The organism is Nisaea sp., from assembly GCF_039990255.1.
In the GTDB taxonomy this organism is placed as follows: Bacteria; Pseudomonadota; Alphaproteobacteria; order Thalassobaculales; family Thalassobaculaceae; genus Nisaea.
In genome coordinates, this window is the sequence record NZ_JBDXGG010000007.1 from 273,928 (window position 1) to 293,717 (window position 19,790).

General features: G+C 59.7%; 15 protein-coding genes. 7 read left to right on the top strand and 8 right to left on the bottom strand.

The annotated features are described in order from the left end of the window. Nucleotides 1-164 precede the first annotated feature (164 nt). The 4 genes from ABJ076_RS06015 (at nucleotide 165) to ABJ076_RS06030 (ending at nucleotide 5,757) form a co-directional block, all read left to right on the top strand. On the top strand, nucleotides 165-2,399 hold the full coding sequence (locus tag ABJ076_RS06015; RefSeq protein ID WP_348191165.1) for an ATP-binding protein: 2,235 nt from the start codon (nucleotides 165-167) through the stop codon (nucleotides 2,397-2,399). Beyond that, nucleotides 2,392-3,981: a DUF3369 domain-containing protein gene (locus ABJ076_RS06020; protein WP_348191167.1), complete on the top strand. Its 1,590-nt coding sequence runs from the start codon at nucleotides 2,392-2,394 to the stop codon at nucleotides 3,979-3,981. Before ABJ076_RS06015 ends, ABJ076_RS06020 begins: the two co-directional genes overlap by 8 nt. Nucleotides 3,982-4,193: 212 nt before the next feature. Next, nucleotides 4,194-5,027: a sugar phosphate isomerase/epimerase family protein gene (locus ABJ076_RS06025; RefSeq protein ID WP_348191170.1), complete on the top strand. Its 834-nt coding sequence runs from the start codon at nucleotides 4,194-4,196 to the stop codon at nucleotides 5,025-5,027. 79 nt (nucleotides 5,028-5,106) lie between these two features. Next, nucleotides 5,107-5,757: a carbonic anhydrase gene (locus ABJ076_RS06030; RefSeq protein ID WP_348199312.1), complete on the top strand. Its 651-nt coding sequence runs from the start codon at nucleotides 5,107-5,109 to the stop codon at nucleotides 5,755-5,757. A gap of 57 nt (nucleotides 5,758-5,814) precedes the next feature. Here the strand turns inward: ABJ076_RS06030 and ABJ076_RS06035 are convergent, their stop codons facing one another. Together ABJ076_RS06035 and ABJ076_RS06040 are read right to left on the bottom strand one after the other, a co-directional pair. Continuing rightward, nucleotides 5,815-7,527, bottom strand: a complete 1,713-nt coding sequence (locus ABJ076_RS06035; RefSeq protein WP_348191176.1) for a cache domain-containing protein — start codon at nucleotides 7,525-7,527, stop codon at nucleotides 5,815-5,817. A 234-nt stretch (nucleotides 7,528-7,761) separates the two neighbouring features. After that, a complete protein-coding gene (locus tag ABJ076_RS06040; protein WP_348199313.1) occupies nucleotides 7,762-8,703 on the bottom strand; it encodes a methyltransferase domain-containing protein in 942 nt (313 codons plus the stop codon). 78 nt (nucleotides 8,704-8,781) lie between these two features. On the opposite strand from ABJ076_RS06040, the gene ABJ076_RS06045 reads away from it, so the two are divergent. The 3 genes from ABJ076_RS06045 to ABJ076_RS06055 all read left to right on the top strand — a co-directional run bounded on the left by ABJ076_RS06045 (nucleotide 8,782) and on the right by ABJ076_RS06055 (nucleotide 10,786). Further along, the gene (locus ABJ076_RS06045) at nucleotides 8,782-9,522 is read left to right on the top strand and encodes a ComF family protein (RefSeq protein ID WP_348202631.1); all 741 of its coding nucleotides are present in this window, start codon (nucleotides 8,782-8,784) and stop codon (nucleotides 9,520-9,522) included. Nucleotides 9,523-9,634: 112 nt separating this feature from the next. Further along, nucleotides 9,635-9,901 (top strand): glutaredoxin 3, encoded by a 267-nt coding sequence (gene grxC, locus ABJ076_RS06050; RefSeq protein ID WP_348188586.1) that lies wholly within the window; start codon nucleotides 9,635-9,637, stop codon nucleotides 9,899-9,901. 24 nt (nucleotides 9,902-9,925) lie between these two features. Next, nucleotides 9,926-10,786, top strand: a complete 861-nt coding sequence (locus tag ABJ076_RS06055) for a carbon-nitrogen hydrolase family protein (protein ID WP_348188588.1) — start codon at nucleotides 9,926-9,928, stop codon at nucleotides 10,784-10,786. Between the two features lie 9 nt (nucleotides 10,787-10,795). Here ABJ076_RS06055 and ABJ076_RS06060 read toward each other — a convergent pair whose 3' ends face one another. From ABJ076_RS06060 to ABJ076_RS06085, 6 genes are all read right to left on the bottom strand, one after another. Continuing rightward, entirely contained in the window at nucleotides 10,796-11,917 is a 1,122-nt protein-coding gene (locus ABJ076_RS06060) for an ABC transporter permease (RefSeq protein ID WP_348188590.1), read from the bottom strand. A gap of 4 nt (nucleotides 11,918-11,921) precedes the next feature. Further along, a complete protein-coding gene (gene rbbA / locus ABJ076_RS06065; protein ID WP_348188592.1) occupies nucleotides 11,922-14,660 on the bottom strand; it encodes a ribosome-associated ATPase/putative transporter RbbA in 2,739 nt (912 codons plus the stop codon). Continuing rightward, nucleotides 14,653-15,639 carry an HlyD family efflux transporter periplasmic adaptor subunit gene (locus tag ABJ076_RS06070; RefSeq protein ID WP_348188594.1) on the bottom strand — a complete coding sequence of 329 codons (987 nt, stop codon included), beginning with the start codon at nucleotides 15,637-15,639 and terminating at the stop codon, nucleotides 14,653-14,655. The genes rbbA and ABJ076_RS06070 overlap by 8 nt, the downstream gene beginning before the upstream one ends. 122 nt (nucleotides 15,640-15,761) lie before the next feature. After that, complete coding sequence (locus tag ABJ076_RS06075; protein ID WP_348188596.1) at nucleotides 15,762-16,718, bottom strand: acetyl-CoA carboxylase carboxyltransferase subunit alpha; 957 nt, start codon at nucleotides 16,716-16,718, stop codon at nucleotides 15,762-15,764. Nucleotides 16,719-16,800: 82 nt separating this feature from the next. Beyond that, nucleotides 16,801-17,721 (bottom strand): site-specific tyrosine recombinase XerD, encoded by a 921-nt coding sequence (gene xerD / locus ABJ076_RS06080; RefSeq protein WP_348188598.1) that lies wholly within the window; start codon nucleotides 17,719-17,721, stop codon nucleotides 16,801-16,803. 4 nt (nucleotides 17,722-17,725) lie between these two features. After that, complete coding sequence (locus ABJ076_RS06085; RefSeq protein WP_348199316.1) at nucleotides 17,726-19,558, bottom strand: hypothetical protein; 1,833 nt, start codon at nucleotides 19,556-19,558, stop codon at nucleotides 17,726-17,728. Nucleotides 19,559-19,790: the final 232 nt, after the last annotated feature.

Genomic DNA, 19,790 nt, shown 5'->3' on the forward strand with positions numbered 1-19,790 from the left:
ACTTTTCGTTACTGTTGGCTGAGGTGTTTCCAATTTGACTCCAAATTCGGCAGCTGTCTGCGTTTCAACAATCTGAAATTTCAATAAAATATATTTTTACTTGATCTTAATTCTCGGTCTTTAAATTTATCGGTTGCTTCGATTTTTCGGGTGCGAGAAAGCGAATGAGCCGATCACGTTGGCTGCCAAGTGATTTAACGAAGTTTGACCTGATTGTGCTTGTCGTCGCTCTATTGGCTTTATTGGATGCAGGCTTTCTTGGGTGGCTTAGCGTCGATTCTGTCGAGCGTGGGCGGTCGTTTATGGAGCATGCGCTTTTCGCGATCGGCATCGCCGTTCTCTTACTCGGAGGATGGCTCCATGATCGCGTCCACCGCGCCCGTATCGGAGAGAACTCTGCAGCTTCGACGGTCGTGCATCGGTCTCAGCCTTCGGCGGTACTGGAAGATGTGGAGCCGAGTGGAGAGAATCTGCGTGATCTCTTCGACAGCTGCCCGGTGGGGGTGTCGATTCTTTCGGTCGACGGCACTAAGCGCCTGTTCATGAACCGCTGGATGGTCGTTCAGAACAGATATCCGGATCTAGAAACCGGAATGTCTGTTTCGGTTGCAAGCACCTTTGTCGATCAGGCGGTTCCGCAGATGCTGCACGATCGGTTGATGCGGGGCGAAGTGATTGCGGGAATCGAGATCGAACGGGTTCGCTGGGACGACTCCCGCTGGTGGAGTCTCATATCTGCTCGGGAAATAGAATTCGAAGGGATGGATGCGATCATCGTTTGGCAGGTGGACATCACCAAACGCAAGGAAGCTGAAGAGCGGGTTCGGGCGAGCGAGAAGAGCCTCCACGACATTCTGGATCGAAGCCCTATGGGGATTACGATTCTTTCAAGGAAGACCGGAAAGCGCGTTTACGCCAACGCCGGCATGAGAGCGCTTTTCGGAATTCCTGACGACTTGCAATTGGATGACTGGCCCGTGCCGATGACGTTTTCGTTCCGCGATCCAAAGGACAATGAACGGCTTCACAGCGAGCAGTTCTACGGTGAAGGCATCACGAATGTTGAGATGGTGCGGCAGCGCCGTGACGGTTCGGTTTGGTGGTGCCAGCACAACACCAGGCCGACGAATTTCGCCGGTGAGCCCGCGGTGATCGTTTGGCATCTCGATATCAGCAGTGGAAAGAAAGTCGAAGCCGAGCTTTCCGAAAAGGAAACGCTATTCCGGTCGATTATCGCCAGTGCGCCCGCTGGCATGATTGTGACCGATGCCGAGATGAGGATCGTCGTTGTTAACGAGCGGTTCCGCGAAATCTTCCAGGGGCCCGACGAAATGCTCGATCGCGGCAAGAATTACGAAGCAGTCATCAGGTTCGAGATCAACCGTGGTGACTATGGATCTGCGGACCATGAGCCGCAGTTCCAGGTGCTTGTGGAATCCATTCGCAATCCGACTGACAAACAGATCCAGTACCACGCACCGTCCGGAAGGGTTTTCCAAGTCCGCCGTCATCCAGTTGGCGACGGATGCATTGTCTCGATCGTTGTCGATATGACGGAGCAAATCGAGACGCAAAACCAGTTGAGGCAAGCACTTTCCGAACTCGAGCTTGCGCAGGACGAACTCGTCCAAGTGGAAAAAATGGCGTCCCTTGGCGGTCTTGTCGCCGGTATTGCACATGAGATCAATACGCCGATCGGCACGGCCTTGACCGCGTCCACACATGTTCGCGAGGAGACACTCAAGATTGGAGCTGCCTTCAGAAGCGATACCGTCAAGCGCTCTCAGCTAGACGGGTATATCGCGATTGCCGATGAGGGCAGCAGAATCATCGAGGTCAACTTGGGGCGGGCTGCGGAGTTGATCCGAAGTTTCAAGCAGATTGCCGTCGACCAGTCGAGTGAAGAGCGTCGATCTTTTAATGTCGATTCATACGTGTCCGAGATCATTCAGAGCTTGAAGCCACAACTCAGAGCGCACCCGAACGTGGACCTGGTTCTGGAAGGTGATGCGAATACTGTAATCGACAGTTTTCCGGGGGCGTTCTCCCAGGTCCTCTCGAACTTATTGGTTAATGCGCTGACGCATGCCTTCAGGAACGAAGGTCAGGAGCAGGAAGTCCGGGGGCAAATTCTGATCCGGACGATACTCTCTGGCGATCAGGTCAGGATCAGCTTCGAGGACAATGGACAAGGCATGAGTGCCGCTATCTGCGAGAAGATATTCGAACCGTTTTTCACGACCCGGCGCGGATCTGGTGGCAGCGGACTCGGAATGCACATCGTGTATAATTTGGTGACAACAACGCTGGCCGGCACTATTCGCTGTTTCAGCACCCCCGGAGAGGGAACGCGTTTCGACATAACGCTCCCGGTCAAGACGGAGGCCGCGAATGACTGATAACGATGCCCTCATTTTTGCCGCTGAAGATATGAGCGGAGCAGACGCGGACGGAATCCAACCTGCGCAGACCAAATGGAAAGTCGTCATTGTCGACGATGATCCTGGGATGCACGACGTCACCAAGCTGACACTGGCGGATTTCGAGTTCGCGGGCCGCGGACTGAGTTTTGTCAGCTGCTATTCTGGGGCGGAGGCAAAGGAGGTTCTGGTCGATCATCAGGACGCTGCCCTGATCCTGCTCGATGTGGTCATGGAGACCGAGGATGCGGGACTGCAGGTGGCGCACTATATCCGATCACACCTCAATAACTGGCGCTCGCGTATCGTGCTTCGGACCGGCCAGCCCGGTCAGGCGCCGGAGCGGAAGGTAATCGCCGATTACGATATCAACGACTACAAAGAGAAGACCGATCTCACTGCGACCAAGCTGTTTACCCTTCTGTGCAGTTCGCTCAGGTCCTATCGGGATATAGTGACGATTGAGCAGAACAAACGCGGTCTGGAACAGGTGATCGAGGCCTCGGCCAATGTGTTCGAGCTCAAGTCGATGAACAAGTTCGCCGAAGGCGCGCTCGAGCAGCTGACTGCGCTTCTCCATCTCGACCCGAGCGCCGTCTATATGCAGAGAGGTTCACCGACGGCAGCTGGCGGTCTTGCAGCCTCCTATGCCGGTGACAAGCTCCGTATTCTAGCGGCGACGGGTGCATTCGGCGATTATGCGGGAGACCATGCAGATCAAGTACTACCAGCAGATGTTGTCGGTCGGCTGGACGATGCCGTCAAGCGGCGATCGAGCCATTATGGAGACGGAGATTTCGTCGGTTTTTTTGAAGACCGCCACGGCTCGGTGAACCTGACCTATATGTCGGGGGTCGGAACGATTAGTGACGTGGACCAGCGTCTACTGGAGTTGTTCATCCAGAATGTCTCCATCGCATTTGAAAACGCGCAGTTGCATGAGGATGTCGCGAGCACCCAGCGCGAGATCGTCTATATGCTGGGAGAAGCGGTAGAGACCCGGTCACAGGAAACTGGAAATCATGTGAAACGGGTCGCCGAGATCAGCCGCATTCTTGCCGTCGCCTACGGACTTGAAGAAGAAGAGGTCGAACTGATCAAGCTGGCCTCGCCGCTGCATGACATTGGCAAGATCGGGGTTCCGGATGCGATTTTGAACAAGCCCGGTAAACTCGATCCCGAGGAGTGGGTGGTCATGAAGTCCCATGCGGAACTCGGGCACAGGATGCTTGCCGGATCGAACCGGAAAATCCTGAAGGCGGCCGCGACCATCGCCCTTGAGCATCATGAGAAATGGGATGGGTCCGGTTATCCTCACGGCAAGAAGGGTGACGATATCCATATCTATGGCCGACTGACGGCGCTTGCGGACGTCTTCGACGCTCTCGGCAGTGATCGGTGCTACAAGCAGGCTTGGCCGCTGGATCGGATCGTCAGCCTGTTACAAGAAGAACGCGGTCGTCATTTCGACCCTCTTGGCGTGGATCTCTTCATGGCGAATTTCGATGAAATCGTCGCTGTGCGCGAACGTTTTGCGGATTCATTTGCCGAGCAGGAATAGGCGCAGGCCGCTATTGTCGTGGCGTCCGAAAGAGGGACGTCCACAGGTCTTTCTTGTGCATTTGTGATGTCGGCTTCATTGCCGGAGCGGATCAATCCGGCATCGAATTCCTGCCGAATGTCAGGAAAGTTTCCATTTTATGTGGGCCGGAGGCAGGCGACACTCAGCGCGTCCAGAGTGAATCTACTGCCGCATGAACCGGAGCCATGATTATGACAGACGCCGCATCTGCACCTTTGCCGACCCTTGGTGCCGCCATGCCGGCCCGTATGCTGGAGCGTTACCGCGATTGGCTGATCGACAGTCAGCGGGACCTGGAAATTCAGGATTTCGTAAAGGCCGAGGTGCTGAACGGGGATTGGAAGCCGCTGGCAGCGCACATCAAGAAACAGCTTTCTGGGCATCAGGGACGGCTTGGCATTCACGGCCCGTTCTGGGGTTTCACCATCTATACGGCGGACCCGGATGTCCGTGATGTTGTGAAAAAGCGGATGATGCAAGGCCTGGATGCCTGCGAGGAAATTGGCGCGACACAAATGGTTGTGCACAGCCCGTTCACCACCTGGGATCACAACAATTTCGACAATAAACCGGGCAGCATGGAAGATGCGGTCGGACGGGTGCATGCCACACTGGACGAGGCGGTTAAGCGGGCCGAGGAGATCGGCGTGACGTTGGTGATCGAGAATATCGAGGATGTTGATCCGCGTTGGCGTGTTCTGTTGGCCGAGTCTTTTGAAAGCGAGCGGGTGCGCGTCTCCATCGACACCGGACACGCGCATTATGCTCACGGCTCGACCGGGGCGCCGCCGGTCGACTATTACGTCGTTGCTGCGGGTAACATGCTGGAGCATGTGCACCTGCAGGATGCTGACGGTTATGCAGACAGGCACTGGGTGATGGGTGAGGGAACGATCCGCTGGGCCTCGGTTTTTCGGGCGCTCTCTCAGCTGACCTCCAATCCTCGTCTTATTCTTGAGTTGAGAGACCACATGCGCATCTTCGACGCGGCAGACTATCTGGTGAAAGCCGGTCTGGCGCGCTGATCCGGGCAGTTTTTCTTTCGCAAGAGGCCATCAACGCTTATATCCATCCGACTTATCTTTGGAGGAATGGATGGCGTCGATGCCTGATTTGTCCAGCCTGCTGCAGCACAATGTGGAGTGGGCCGAAGGAAAGCTGCTTGAAGATCCGCATTATTTCGAGCGCCTGTCCGGGCTGCAGACTCCGGACTATCTCTGGATTGGTTGTTCGGACAGCCGGGTGCCGGCGAATGTCATCACCGGGCTCGCGCCCGGTGAGGTCTTCGTGCATCGCAATGTCGCGAACCTGGTCCATCCTGGCGATTTGAATCTTTTGTCTGTACTGGAATTCGCCATAGGGGTTCTACACGTCAAGCATGTGATCGTTTGTGGCCACTATGGCTGCGGCGGCGTTCATGCAGCGGTGGACGGCGATGCGCACGGTATCGTCGATCACTGGCTTCAGCCGATCCGCGATGTTGCCGAGCGTTATGAGGACGAGCTTCACACCTGCAACGGAGACGATGAAAGGCATAACAAGCTCTGTGAGCTGAATGTCAGAACGCAGGTGCAGACACTCGCCCGTACCCCGATCGTCCGGGCGACGTGGGAGGCGGGCACACCGCTGCATCTGCATGGCTGGGCTTACGGTCTCGGGGATGGCAGAATCCGTGATCTCGATTGCACGGTCAGTGGCACCGACGGGCTGATTTCCCGGAAGGTGGCGCAGGCTGGCGCTCTCAAGGAATCCTGAAGTATGCCCTCCGCCGGCTTCAGGAAACCGGCGGAGCGAAATTGCTGACGGTCATCTTTACTGAGCGGCGATACTGTCCTTCTGTCCCAGCTCCCGCAGGCGGGTTAGAAACGTGCTGACATCATTGCGCAGGCCGTCCGTCTGGTTGCCAAGGGTCTCTGCGGTTTCCGCCACGGCCTCGGCGGCAACGCCGGACTGATCGGCAGCATCCCTGACATGACGAATACTGCTGGCGACCATCCCCGTATTGCTGGAAACATCCCCGACCGAACGGACGATTTCCTGCGTGGCGGCGCTTTGCTCGCCCATTGCGGCGGCGATTGACCCGCTGACACTGTCGATCTGCTGAATGACCGTGACGATGTCGGCGATGGCTGTTGCCGTTTCTTTCGTGATCGTCTGCATTTCGGAAATCTGGTCGCCGATCTCCTTGGTCGCTGTGGCGGTTTCATTCGCCAGCGCCTTCACTTCTCCGGCCACAACGGCAAATCCTTTGCCCGCTTCGCCTGCCCGGGCGGCTTCGATAGTGGCATTGAGGGCCAGCAGATTGGTTTGCCCCGCGACGGAATTGATCATCTCGACGATTTCGGTGATCCGGTCGGCCGCATTCTCGAGGCGCTGCACCGTGCCCGCGGTCTTCTCGGTTTTTCCCCGTGCGGTGCTTGTCGTCCGGTGCGCGTCTTCCACCTGGCGCGCAACCTCCCCGATCGATCTGACAAGCTGCTCGGAGGCGGCTGAAACGGTCTCGACGCTGGTACTGACCTTATCCGCTGCCTCGCCGACCGTCACGGCCTGCTGCTTTGTGCTGGAGGAGGTGTGGTTGACGGTTTGCGCCGTACTCGTCATGGCGGAGGATGCCTCTCCAAGCTTGCCAACGACATGTTCGATCGTGCCGGAGAACTCGCTCACAAGCGCATCGACGGCCTGCTTCTGCCGCATTTGGGCCGCGGCTTCCGCCCGTTTCCGTTCTTCCATTCTTCGCCGTTCCATGAGGCGGTCCCTGAACGTAACGATGGCATCGGCCATGGAGCCGATCTCATCCTTACGGTCGGTAGCGTCAATTTCGACGGACAGATCGTCATGGGCCAGCCGGTCTATCACCTTGATGGACCTGGTCAGGGGGCTGACAATGGTCCGCCTGATCACGAGGGCAACAAGCACCATGATGGCGGTGATCAGAAGCACGGAAATAACGTCCCGCACCAGTGTCGCCTGAAATTCAGCCGCCAGGTCATCAATATAGACACCGCTGCCGATGACCCAGCCCCAAGGCTTGTAAAGCTTTACATAGGAAATCTTGTCCACCGGCGCATCGAAGCCGGGTTTCGGCCATTGGTAGGGGAGAAAACCATCCCCGTCGTTCGCCGCGATCCGGACGATTTCCGTGAAGACGGCGACCCCGTTTGGATCCTTGATCCCCGACGCATCGCGGCCGATCAGACTTGGCTGGATGGGGTGCATGATGACGGTCTGGCGCAGGTCATTCACCCAGACATAATCACCATTTGCATAGCGTAGTCCGGCAAGGACTCTGGCGGCTTCTGCCTTGGCCTCTTCTTCGCTGAGGCCTTCCTTGAGGGCACGGGTTCGGATGCCGCCCACAATACTTGATGCGGATTCGACGATGGATTTGATACTGCTCCGCTTTCCGGCATTCAGCATTTCCCACTGATCGATCGCCGTCCAGACGCCGAACAACATATTCAGGATGGTGATTACGACGACGAATCCCATCATTTTAGCCGACAAGCCGATGTCACGCAGACGCATTATTTTCCTCAAACTATACTCGTTTTATGTGAGCCATGAGCGCAAGAACGAAGCGTCCGGCTAATTTCCATATTTTAATAAAGGAATAGTGGAAGAGGAGAAATGGCGAAGGCTGACGCGTTGCGCTGAATGTCCGGACGAAGACAAAAGGTCACCTATTTTGAATGATCATTCCGTTGAAATTAAAGAACTTATGCGGTTTGGTTGATCATTGGGGGAGGCAAAATGTCGCGCTCAGCCGTGTGGCTTTACCGGTGCTTTTTCTCCTGTCGGCAGCTCTGTCGCTCCCAGTGCATCGGACAGTCGGTGTGCGGCGCTGCCGGGTCTGAGCGGTTTCTGCTGGGAAGCATGCGGGGCCCAGCCCGTTAGATAGAGGATCTGGAAACTTGCCGGGATCCGGCCGTCTGGCGTGCCGTGGCGCTGCTGGTAGATTTCGGCGGCGCGCAGGAAAACACTCTTCGGTGTGGCGCTCTTGCGCCGGGCTACCACGGCATTGCCTTCACCCATGCAGCGAAGCTCCTGCATCAGCAGGAAGGCGTTTTCATACGTCACCGTCAGCAGATCGCTGTCGACCACCGGCAGCGCGAACCCGGCCCTTTGCATAAGGCCAGCCGCGTCCTGGAGTTCGGCGAAGGGGGAGACGCGGGGACCGGCACCGCCGAGCACGTCGCTTTCCGCTTCGGTCAACACTGCGCGCAATTCGTGCAGGGTCTCGCCGCCCAGCATTGCACCCAGAAAAAGGCCGTCCGGTTTCAGGCATTGCCGGGCCTGCACGAGCGCGCCCGGCAAGTCATTTACCCAATGCAGCGAAAGCGCGCTGACGACGGCATCGAAGCTTGCGGGAGCGAAGGGCAGGAGTTCTTCCTCGGCGGCCAGCGCCGGGCCGTTTCGGGAAGCTTGTCGTGCGAACTGTTCTGACGGGTCCATCCCGACGATCCATTCGACACCAAGGCGAGGGTCCAGGCTGTCGCGCAGCAAGCCGCTATGACAGCCGAAATCTAGCAGGCGCGGAAACTGGCGCTGGATGTCGGCCATGCGGTCCGCGACGCGCTCGGAGATCTCCCTTTTAAGGAAATCATGGGCGGCGAAGCTTGCGGCGGCGCGGTCCCGGTTGCGGCGGATCTGTCGGCGGTCGAAGACGAGCATCTGATCGGTCATGCCGCCGATATAGTTCATCGCGGGCGCCGGGGAAATGTTTCTGGCCCTCCCATGCCGTCAATATCTGGTTGGAGTGTCGGGGAGCATGGTGGTGGCGTGATCGGAAGTCTGGGAAGACCGGTTGTGCATTTGGGGCGGAGGCTGTTCGATGTGGTGTTGCCGCCGCGCTGCAAGAAATGCGGTGCGCTGGTGGTTGAGGATGACCGACTTTGTTCGGATTGCTGGATGTCGGCGACGTTCCTCGGGCCGCCTTGGTGTGCCTGCTGCGGGTTGCCCTTCGAATACGACGTTGGTGCCGGATCTCTTTGCGGTGCTTGCATGGCGGCTCCGCCTTTGTTCGATGTTGCCCGGTCCGCGCTGGCCTATGACGACGCCAGCCGGGAGATGATCCTGCGCTTCAAACATGGCGGGGACGAAACGTTGTCCCGTTTGTTTGCTCGCTGGATGGCATTGGCGGGGGCTGATCTTTTTTCAGAGCAGTCCATCATTGTACCAGTGCCGCTGCATCCCTGGCGCCGGATCAGTCGGCGTTTCAACCAATCGGCCCTGTTGGCGGCGGAGCTCGCGCGGCTGACCGGGCTGCCCTCTGACCCGCTGTCGCTTGTCAGGGTGAAGCGCACACCCAGTCAGGGCGGGCTTGGCAAGACGGCCCGAACATTGAATGTGCGCGGGGCCTTCGCAGTGCGGCCCGATCGGCGGGAGAAAATTGCAGGGCGGCGCATTCTTCTGGTGGATGACGTCTGGACCTCGGGCGCCACAGCGGAAGCCTGTATCCGGGCCTGTCGGAAAGCGGGCTCGGGACCCGCCAGCCTCCTCACGCTGGCACGCGTGCTCTAGTCTTCAAGCCGCCCGCGCGCGTGGATGCTTGCGTCCGGCAGCGCGAAATGCTGGATTGAAGCGCTCAGCGTCCCTATTTGGGTTCGGTAAGCTTTTCCGAGGAGATAACCTGATGGCCGATGTCGAGATTTATACGACTATGTTTTGCCCGTTCTGCGTCCGCGCCAAGAGGTTGCTGGAAAGCAAGAATGTGCCGTTTACGGAGATCGACGTCAGCACCAGCAGTTCGAAGCGTGCCGAGATGACCGAAAAGGCTGACGGCCGCTATACCGTGCCGCAGATTTTCATCGATGGCGCCGGAGTTGGTGGATCGGACGAATTGGCGGCGCTGGAAGCGAGTGGTAAGCTCGACGAAATGTTGCAGGCGAAAGCCTCCTAACCGTCCGTTCAGGGGATTGATCCGATGTCGAAATTCACCGTTGCCTGTGTCCAGACCAACTCGAAACCGGACCCAGAGGTGAACATCGCCGAAGTCTCGCCGATGATCCGGGAGGCGAAGGCCGCCGGTGCGGATTTCATCACCACCCCTGAAATCGTCGGCATGTTCGAGCCGGACAAGCCAGCGGCGCGGGCCAAGGCAAAGGTTGAGGAAGAGCATGAAGTGCTCATCGCCTTCCGTGGCCTCGCGGCGGAACTCGGTGTTTGGCTGCATGCCGGTTCGCTCTCCGTCAAGCTGACGGATGACGAACGGCTTGCCAATCGCAGCTTCCTGATCGCGCCCGATGGTTCAATCGCCGCGCGTTATACGAAGATTCACATGTTCGACGTGCAAGTCGGTGACGGCCAAGTCTATCGGGAGTCGGCGTCTTACAAGCCTGGTGAGGAAGGCGTGCTCGCCGAAACGCCATGGGGCACAATCGGCCTGACCATCTGCTACGACATCCGCTTCCCCTATCTTTATCGTTCCCTCGCTCAGGCAGGTGCCAAGGTGCTGTTCGCTCCGGCTGCTTTCACCAAGGTGACCGGCGAAGCGCACTGGCACGTTCTGCAGCGGGCCCGGGCGATCGAGAATGGCAGTTTCGTCGTCTCCGCCGCCCAGTGCGGCACCCACTCCAAGGGACGCCAGACCTTTGGGCATTCAATCATCGTCGCGCCGTGGGGCGAGGTGCTGGCCGATGCGGGCGAGGAGCCGGGCATCATCACGGCCGAGATCGATCTTGCAAAGGTCGACGAGGCGCGCGGCAAGGTGCCGTCCCTGACCCACGATCGGGAATTTGCGGGGCCGAACCTTTACGATGCCGCCTTGCGCGAGGCCGGAGAGTAATCAGCCGCTCTAGCGCGTGCCCATCGCGATGCGGAAGCGCGACAGGGCCATTGCGAAAAAGAGGCAACCGATACCAAACATGATAGCGAGTTCCGGCCAGATCAGGATAATCGGCGCGTCCCGGTAAATCACGGCTTGCGAGAACCGGACGAAATGCGTCGCGGGGGACAGCTGCATGATCCATTGCAATGTCTCCGGCATACTCTCCAAGGGCGTCAGGCTTCCTGAGAGTAGTTGCAGGACGACAATGACGGGGATCGCGAGCAAGGCAAACTGGGGCATTGACCGGGCGAAGGTCGATAGCATCACGCCGAGCGCGGTGTTTGAAAACAGGAAGACGGCCGCGCCGAATGCGAACAGGGTTATCGAGCCTTTCAACGGCACGCCAAGGCCCCAGTTCACGACGAATTGGAGCGAGAGCAGCGCGGCGATAACGATGACCAGACCGTTCGCCCAGATCTTCGAGATCATGATCTCCGCCGCCGTCACAGGCATGACTAGCAGATGCTCGATGGTACCGTGTTCGCGCTCGCGGATCACTGCCGCGCCGGAAAGAATGATGGCCATGACGATGATGTTGTTCACCACCTCCATCACGGCATTCAGCCAGACGGCTTCAAGGTTCGGGTTGTACTTGACCCTGATCTGAAGGTTTGCCGCCGCTGCTGCACCCGGTTCTGCCCGGTTCATGATGCGGGCGACTTCCTGTTCAACGATTGAAGTGATGTAACCGGCACCGTTCCCGGCGATGGACATGGCGGTCGCATCGACATTGAGCTGGATTGCCGGAAGCCGCCCGCGTTGAACACCCAGCTCGAATTTCGTGGGGATATCGAGCACGAATGTGAAGCGACCGCTGTCGAGTACCTCGTCTATGTCGGCGATACCAATGATGACCGGCGGCTTGAAATAGGGTGGCAGGAATGCGCCCCTGAGGCGGTGCGACAGAACGGAATCATCTTCGTCGACGATGGCGATTGCCGCGTCCCTGAGTTCGGTCTCGACGCCGTCGGCGACAGTGTAGACGCTGACGCTGAAGGTATAGACGATCAGCCCCATCAGCACCGGGTCACGGGCCAGGCTGTAGATCTCCTTGATACCGAGGCGGAGGATGATCAGCAGGGCGCGCATGCTCTCAGCGTCCCTGTTTTGGCAGGGCGATGGAGGAAATCACCCAGTAGGCCACGCAAAAGACCGCAAGTATGGCGAGATTGGGCGCCAGATCAGCGACTGGCAGGCCCTTGTTGAAAACACCGGCGCTGATCTTCTGGAAATAGGAGGCCGGGAAGGCTTCGCCGATGATCCGCCCGGCCGTGTCTAGAGTTGCGACCGGGTGCAACATGCCGGAGAAATTGATGGTCGGGACCAGCACGATGATCGCGGTTCCGAATACTGCGGCGACCTGCGACGTGGCCACGGTCGAGGCCAGCAGCCCGAACCCGGTGGCCGCGGTAGCGTAGAGCACTGCGCCCGCCAGCAGAACCAGCACGCTAGATTTCGGTAGCAGATCGAAGAACAGGAACATCATCAGCATCATCGTGAGGAAACTGACGAGTGCGATGCCGATATAGGGAAGCTGCTTGCCGACCAGAAACTCGAAGCGGCTGGCCGGGGAGGCGTAGAGGTTGGTGATGGAGCCCAACTCCTTTTCGCGGACGATCCCGAGCGCGGTCAGCATGGCGGGAATCATCATCATGAGCATCATCAGCACCCCCGGCGGGATGGCCTGCTGCGAGGTAAAGCCCTGATTGTAGCGGAACCTGACCTCTATGGTGGTGAGCGGCTGTCTAGCCGTATCCGTTCCATTCCGGGTCTCGAGCTCCGACAGGAAGGCGTTGAAGGTGCCTTCAACATAACCGCGGGCCGTCTCGGCGCGGCTTGTATTGGCACCGTCCAGCAAGGCGGAGATTTCCGGCTGGCGACCGGCGATCAGATCGCGGCCGAATCCGGGCGGCACGACGAGCGCAAGGCCGATCTCGCCTCGCTGCATGCGCCGGTCCAGGTCTTCTGTATCCTGCAGCTCCCGCGCGGCGCTGAAATAGCGGGACCTCTCGAACTGACGCAGCACCATGCGGCTCTCGCGGCTGCGGTCCTGATCCAGCACGGCATAGCGCATATCCTCGACATCGAAGGATATTCCGTAGCCCATCGCCAGCATCAGAATGAGCGGGCCAAGAATGGCAAAGGCCAGCCGGATCGGATCTCGACTCAACTCGTAGGATTCGCGCCGGGCGATGGCCCAAAGCCGTGCCGGGGAGAACAGGGCCGGTATCTTGGTATCTCCGTCGTTTTGCTCCAGAAGAGCGATGGTCTGGTCCTCGACCGGAGGCGCGCCATCCTTGGCAGCCGCCTCGAGATGGCCGATGAAAGCGCCTTCCAGCGTATCCTGACCGGCTTCCGCCACCAACTCGTCCGGCACACCCATCGCCAGCACACGGCCGGCATGCATGAGCGAGATCCGGTCGCAGCGCTCCGCCTCGTTCATGAAATGCGTCGATATGAAGATTGTCACACCATCCTCGCGGGAGAGTTCGGTGAGCAGGTTCCAGAAACCGTCCCGGGCGACCGGATCGACTCCGCTTGTCGGCTCGTCCAGGATCAGCATTTCCGGTTTGTGCAACACGGCAACCGCGAGCTGCAGCCGCTGACGGATGCCAAGAGGCAGAGCGTCTGGCCGTTTTTCCATGACCGGGGCCAGGCCGAAACGGTCGGACAGTTCCGCGATCCGTTCGGTCTTCCTGCTCCCCTCGATGCGGAAGAGACCGGCATGCAGGTCGAGATTCTGGCGCACGGTCAACTCGTTGTAGAGCGAGAAAGACTGGGACATGTAACCGACCCTGCGGCGCATCTCCATGCCGTCTTTCCCGATCCGTTTGCCGAAGATACGAGCCTCGCCCTCGGTCGGCGTGAGCAGGCCGGTCAGCATCTTCATGGTTGTCGTCTTGCCGCAGCCGTTCGAGCCCAGGAAGCCGAAGATCTCGCCGCGTTCGATACGGAAACCCACATGATCGACGGCAGTGAAATCGCCGAATTTCATGACCAGCCCGGATGCCTCGATTGCAGGTTCCGCGCTCCTCTCCTCGCTGGTCTCGGGCTTCGGGCGGGCGATAAAACCGGCACTGTCATTTCCCGGAAGCAGGGCGAGAAACGCTTCTTCGAGAGTGTCTGCCCCGGCCTGTCTCTTCAGGTCCTCAGGTGTTCCCTCGGCAAGGGTGCAGCCGTCATGCATGGCTATCAGATGCTCGAATTGTTCGGCCTCGGACATGTAGGCGGTGGCGGTGACGATCGTCATCCAGGGACGGCGGCCGCGGATTCGCGCGATCAGCTCCCAGAACTGGCGACGTGAAAGAGGATCGACGCCGGTGGTCGGCTCGTCGAGGATCAGCAGATCCGGGTCGTGTATCAGCGCGCAGCAGAGCGCCAGCTTCTGTTTCATGCCACCGGAGAGTTTCTCCGCCGGCCGGTCGCGGAATGGGAACAGTCCTGTGGCGTGCAGCAGCTCGTCCGCCCGTTGCTGCCGCTCGCTCTCGGGCTGGTCATAGAGTCGGGCGAAAAAGTCAAGATTCTCAGAGATTGAGAGTGTGGCGTAGAGGTTTTTGCCAAGGCCCTGCGGCATATAGGCGATCCGGCTACAGACTCGGCGCCTGTGGTTTTTGCGCCGCAGATCTTCGCCGAACAGATCGACCGTCCCGCTCTGGATTTTCTTGGTTCCAGAGAGCAATGCCAGCAAGGTGGATTTGCCGACCCCATCCGGCCCAATAACGCCGACGGTCGATCCGGGCGCGATCTCAACATCGATCTGTCGCAGTGCATCCACCCGCCCATAACGGTGGGAGACGCTGGAAAGGCGTATGGGCGAGGCGGTGTCAGCCATTGAGTGGAGGCAGATTGACGGCGAATTCCCTCGGCCACGGAATGTCGGGGTCCGTGCGGACGATGGCGATGCCCGGTATACCGGCCTTCACGACGCGCTCATATCCTTCGAGCGTTTCCGCCGGGATCGTTAGCTTGACCCGGAACATCAGCTTGTCCCGTTCGCTCTCAGTCTCGACATAGCGCGGCGTGAACTGTGCTTCGGAAGCGACGAAGGTGACGGTTGCCGGGATGACATATTCCGGGGCAGCGTCGAAGATCAGTCGGGCCTCCGCTCCGTAGGCGAGCCGTCCGGCATCGCGTGTCGGCAGATAGACCGTCATGTAGACCCGTTTCAGATCCAGCATGGTCGCGATCTTGCCGCCTGCTGCAGTCACTTCGCCGGGTTCAGCCAGCCGGTACTGTATCCGCCCGCCGACGGGGGCGGCAATTTCATATTCCTTTAGATCTGCACGGATGCGTTCTTCTGTCGCTTCGCGGGCGGCGATGGCAGCTTCAGCACGGGCAATGCCTGCTTTGGCGGAGGCGACGGCCGCCGCGGCCGTCGCCCGTTGGCTGCGTCGGCGGTCCACGGTCTCTCCGCTGGCAAAACCGCGCTCGCCCAGCGTCTCGGACCGGTGCATTTCCTGATCCGCCAGCACCAGCTCGCTCTTGCGCTGAGCCAGCAGTGCCCGGGCTTCGTTCAACGCCTCCCTGGCCTGCAGAACGGCTGCGTCGGCTTCCCGGATCTGGGCCTCGATTTCGGTTGAGTCCAGATGGGCTAAAATCTGTCCCCCTGAAACCATCTCGCCTTCGGTTACCAGCACTTCGCGGATACGGCCGGAAAATTTGCTGGCGATATCGACCCGCTCGGCCTCCAGCCGTCCATTGGCGCTGGCAAAGCCTTCCGGCAGGCCGCTCTCGCGCTCGCTATACCAGTATAGCCCGCCCGCGATCACGGTGAGTAGCAGCACTATCAGAATGGTGCGGTGACCGAGCATCCTGCAATCCCCTCAATCGGTGCCGATATCTTTCGACGCCAATGGAGGAGACATATCACCCGATGCAAAGACGGGAATTGTGCCAGATCAATTCAAAGCACTCGCCGACTTAAAACAATCGGTCAGGCGAGGCCTTTTTTGCCCATCTCGAGGAATTTCCGACGTCGGTCCGCCTTCAGCGTGCCGCCTTCCGTTCCCACGAGGGTGCGGAGGTTGGCTTCGACAGCATCGCCGAGGGCGTCGAGGGCAACTTCCTGATTGCGATGCGCCGCGCCGAGGGGCTCCCGAATGATCTCGTCGATCACGCCCAGCTTCAGCAGATCGTCGGAGGTCAGCCGCAATGCTTCAGCCGCGTCGCGGGCATGGTCGCCGTCACGCCAGAGAATGGAGGCGCAGCCTTCTGGAGAGATCACCGAATAGACCGCATGTTCCAGCATCAGGACCCGGTTGGCCACAGCCAGCGCCGCGGCGCCGCCGGACCCGCCTTCGCCGACGATGGACGCAATGACCGGAACCTGAAGTGAGAGGCAGCCCTCGATGGAACGGGCAATGGCCTCGGCCTGGCCGCGTTCCTCGGCACCGACGCCCGGATAGGCTCCGGCGGTGTCGACGAAAGTCAGCACTGGAAGTTTGAACCGGTCGGCCATTTCCATCAGCCGGCGCGCCTTGCGGTAGCCTTCCGGTTTTGCCATGCCGAAATTATGCGCGATCCGCTCTTCTGTCGTGCCGCCCTTCTCGTTGCCTATAACAACGGCCGAAAAGCCTCGGAAACGGCCGATGCCGCCGATGATCGCCTTGTCCTCACCGAAGGAGCGGTCCCCTGCGAGTGGCGTAAAATCCTCAACCAGATGAGCCAGAACCTGCTTGAAATGTGGCCGGTCCGGATGCCGGGCAACCTGCACCTTCTGCCACGGCGTTAGCTTCTGATAGGACTGCCGGAGCTGGCGCTCGACCTTGGCCTGCAGCTTGCCCACCTCTTCAGCGATATTGATATCGCCCTCGGATGAGAGGTGACGCAGTTCCTCAATCTTGCCTTCAAGATCGGCAATCGGCTTTTCGAAATCCAGAAAGACGCGCATATCCGTCGAATCACTATGTTAGGAAGCGCCGCACCATACTCGTCCGGGCTTTGGGTTACAATGTCTGGATTGCCTCGGCGGGTCAGGTTCTGCCGTCGGGTTTAGCCAGGGGATGATGCTCGCTCACCAGCGCTTTCAGTCGCTCCGTGAGCACGTGGGTATAAATCTGGGTGGTCGAGATGTCCGCGTGCCCGAGCATCTGCTGGACGCTGCGGAGGTCCGCGCCGTGATCCAGAAGGTGAGTCGCAAAAGCATGTCTCAGAACGTGCGGCGAAACAGTAGCGGGACTTAACCCGCACGCGATGGCGAGCTCTTTCAGAAGCTGCCCCATGCGCCTGCGGGTAAGGTGGCCTTCGCTACTCCGGGACGGGAAAAGAAATGCGGAGGTCGCGCCTTCGGGCAGGTAGCTGCTGCGTGCTTCTTTGTAGGCAATGATGGCGTCCCGGGCGGCATCGGTCAGGGGCACCATGCGCTCCTTGCCGCCTTTGCCGCGTACGATCAACACACGAGGGTCGCGCGCGACGGACGCAAGCGGGAGCGCGACGAGTTCTGAGACCCGGAGGCCGCTGGCATAAAGGATTTCGAGCAGGCAGGTCAGGCGCAGTCCATCGGTGCCGTCCTTGTTGCGGGCAGTGGTGAGCAACAGGTCCACTTCCGTTTCGCTCAGGATTTTCGGCAGCGGACGTCCTTGGCGCGGACTGTCGATGGCGGTGGAGGGATCGTCACTTCGGTCCCCTTCGCCATAGAGGAAGCGATAGAATTGCCGGATCGCGGAGAGCCGTCGAGCAGCTGTGCGCGGTGCCATGCCGGATTGCTCCAGCAGGTCAAGATATGCCCGGATGTCATCGCTTGAGGCACTGCTGATCGATTGCTTGCGCTTCACCAGACTGCCGGCGAAGTCCCGCAGGTCGCGTTTGTAGGCGTCGACCGTATTGCCTGACGCACCGCGCTCGGCAATCAGCATTTCAAGAAAGCGTTCGATGGCCCCGCTATCCGGGCTCATCTGCTCACTCTCCCGCGGTTGCTTGGGCCGACACGCTGGACGCGGCCAGATAGATGTCCAGGGAGAGCCGGTAGGCGTCTTGGTCCAGTCCGAGCTCCGAGAGTGCCCGAACGCTCTCTGTGAGCGTTCCGGTATCGTACTCCATTAACTCAGCGCCGGAGAGCGAAAGCACGGTCAGCAAGGCACCCTCTCCGAGGCGGCCATTCGCGGCTGCGTCACGGCGGGCCCACAGCAGGGCAGGGGGCGGTGATTTGGTGTCCTTTGGTGCTGCCTGGTCGATCAGACCGCGCCAGACCGTGCCGGGCGTCTCGGCGCCGGTTGCTTCAAGCAACCCGAACAACAATGTCGCGCGTGCCGGGGCGTTTTCCGGGGCGATGTTTCGGACGCCGCGCCACCATTCTCGAAGAAAATTTTTCTCAAGCGGGACATCCTCACCGGCGGAAAGGCGGGACATGATAACTGCATCTCGCCAAGCGGTTGCCTGTTCCGGTCCCATGCGCGCCTCGCGGGCGGCCATTTCCATCCATGGTGCAGCGGCTTCGCTCATGCCAGCGGCGATGAAGACGGATGCCGCATCGGCGGCGAACCAGGCATAGGGAGAGGTTGTCGGGATTTCCTGGATCAGAGGGGCATAAAGACGGGCCGTGGCGCCGTAACGGCCCTCGTTCCGGCCAAGATTTAGGGCCTGCTGGATGGCTTGGGCACGGGCCAGCGGCAGGGTCTGGCTGGCAATCGCCCGAAAAAGCAGGGCGCGGCCGTTTGCGCTTGGATCGGCAGCGGCGGCGGTGAGTGCGTTCTGCATCTGCGACGGGTCGATATCGACCAACTCGTAGAGTGCGATCAGCTCACTCCGGTCAACCAGGCCAAGTCTCTCTCCGCGTTCGGCAAGACGCAGCCGGTCCTCGAAACGCAAGGCCTTGAACGAGGTCAGGACGGGGATCAATGACGGTGGGACAGCACCGGGGTCCGGCATGGCCGGCGCGACACCGGCAACCCGCATCATGGCGATGTCGAGCGGCCTGAGCTGCGCCGCTTCCGGCATTTGCGGAAGGTTGGATATGGTGCCGCTGACGGCGCGCATAAGCTCGAAATAGCGTGCGTCCTGATCGCCGAGTTCCAGCATCAGGCGGAGGTTGAATTCGACGCTTTCCCATTCGTCGTCAAGGGCCTGACAAAAGGCGCCCGCCTTCTGCCAGTAACGGTCTTCCGGCAGTGCCAGCATGGCCTCGCGGGCAATGGTGCAGCTTGTGCCGGTATCTCCGGTCAGGAAGCCTGCATCTGTCTTGAGCCGGGCGCGCATCGCCGGAGGCAATGCCGTCTCATCGTTGCCAGCCGGAGCAATGTCGAGAAGCCGGATGTAGTCCGGCCAGGCCCCCAGACGTTCAAGGGCGTCGATGCGGGCGTTGACGACGCTTGTCTGGTCAGTTGGATCGGTTGCTTGGGGTACGGCGGCTGGGCTGAGCAGAATGCGCAACATCAGGTCACGCAAGGCAGCGGTCGCCGGTGCTTCGCCAACCAACGCCAGCATGCGCTGAATGGCGCTGCGGGGGGTGCCGTCCCACATGGAGGCCGGCAGGGCCGACTCGTCTCTGCCTATGGTGCCAACCGACTCTCCGGAAACTGTGTCCAGCGAATTGACGGAGATACCATCCTTGGCGTTCGTTGTGCCGCTGTCAGCCGATGGACTGGGGGCGGTCTGAACGGCGCTGGCAGGAGAATTTGAATCCGAGGCTGGCGGGAGCAGCGGTTTCGGCGCACCAAGAGATGGCAGCAATGGCTTGGGCGCGCCCTGTGCCAGCGCATTCCCTGCGGAGAATGGCAGGGACAGAGCCAGCATCAGCACACAAAAACCAGCACGCCGGTGCCAAATTCGGCTACTAGCGGGGGAATTTATCATTCGGGAGGACCTGTTCGATCTGGCTGGTCGGAGCCGGGATGTCCCACGTGGACAGGAATGCGAAGCCGCCGCCAAATAACAATGCTATGACGATAACGACCCAGAACGTCAATTTCATGCTGCGGACCCATGAATTACGGTTTCACGCGACACCGGTCCGGCCGACCCGCGC

Coding starts and splice junctions, on each gene's coding strand:
- grxC (WP_348188586.1), top strand. CDS start 9,635: ATGGCCGATGTCGAGATTTATACGACTATGTTTTGCCCGTTCTGCGTC.
- rbbA (WP_348188592.1), bottom strand. CDS start 14,660: ATGGCTGACACCGCCTCGCCCATACGCCTTTCCAGCGTCTCCCACCGT.
- ABJ076_RS06055 (WP_348188588.1), top strand. CDS start 9,926: ATGTCGAAATTCACCGTTGCCTGTGTCCAGACCAACTCGAAACCGGAC.
- ABJ076_RS06020 (WP_348191167.1), top strand. CDS start 2,392: ATGACTGATAACGATGCCCTCATTTTTGCCGCTGAAGATATGAGCGGA.
- ABJ076_RS06025 (WP_348191170.1), top strand. CDS start 4,194: ATGACAGACGCCGCATCTGCACCTTTGCCGACCCTTGGTGCCGCCATG.
- ABJ076_RS06085 (WP_348199316.1), bottom strand. CDS start 19,558: ATGCTGGCTCTGTCCCTGCCATTCTCCGCAGGGAATGCGCTGGCACAG.
- ABJ076_RS06035 (WP_348191176.1), bottom strand. CDS start 7,527: ATGCGTCTGCGTGACATCGGCTTGTCGGCTAAAATGATGGGATTCGTC.
- ABJ076_RS06075 (WP_348188596.1), bottom strand. CDS start 16,718: ATGCGCGTCTTTCTGGATTTCGAAAAGCCGATTGCCGATCTTGAAGGC.
- ABJ076_RS06015 (WP_348191165.1), top strand. CDS start 165: ATGAGCCGATCACGTTGGCTGCCAAGTGATTTAACGAAGTTTGACCTG.
- ABJ076_RS06060 (WP_348188590.1), bottom strand. CDS start 11,917: ATGCGCGCCCTGCTGATCATCCTCCGCCTCGGTATCAAGGAGATCTAC.
- ABJ076_RS06030 (WP_348199312.1), top strand. CDS start 5,107: ATGCCTGATTTGTCCAGCCTGCTGCAGCACAATGTGGAGTGGGCCGAA.
- xerD (WP_348188598.1), bottom strand. CDS start 17,721: ATGAGCCCGGATAGCGGGGCCATCGAACGCTTTCTTGAAATGCTGATT.
- ABJ076_RS06070 (WP_348188594.1), bottom strand. CDS start 15,639: ATGCTCGGTCACCGCACCATTCTGATAGTGCTGCTACTCACCGTGATC.
- ABJ076_RS06040 (WP_348199313.1), bottom strand. CDS start 8,703: ATGAACTATATCGGCGGCATGACCGATCAGATGCTCGTCTTCGACCGC.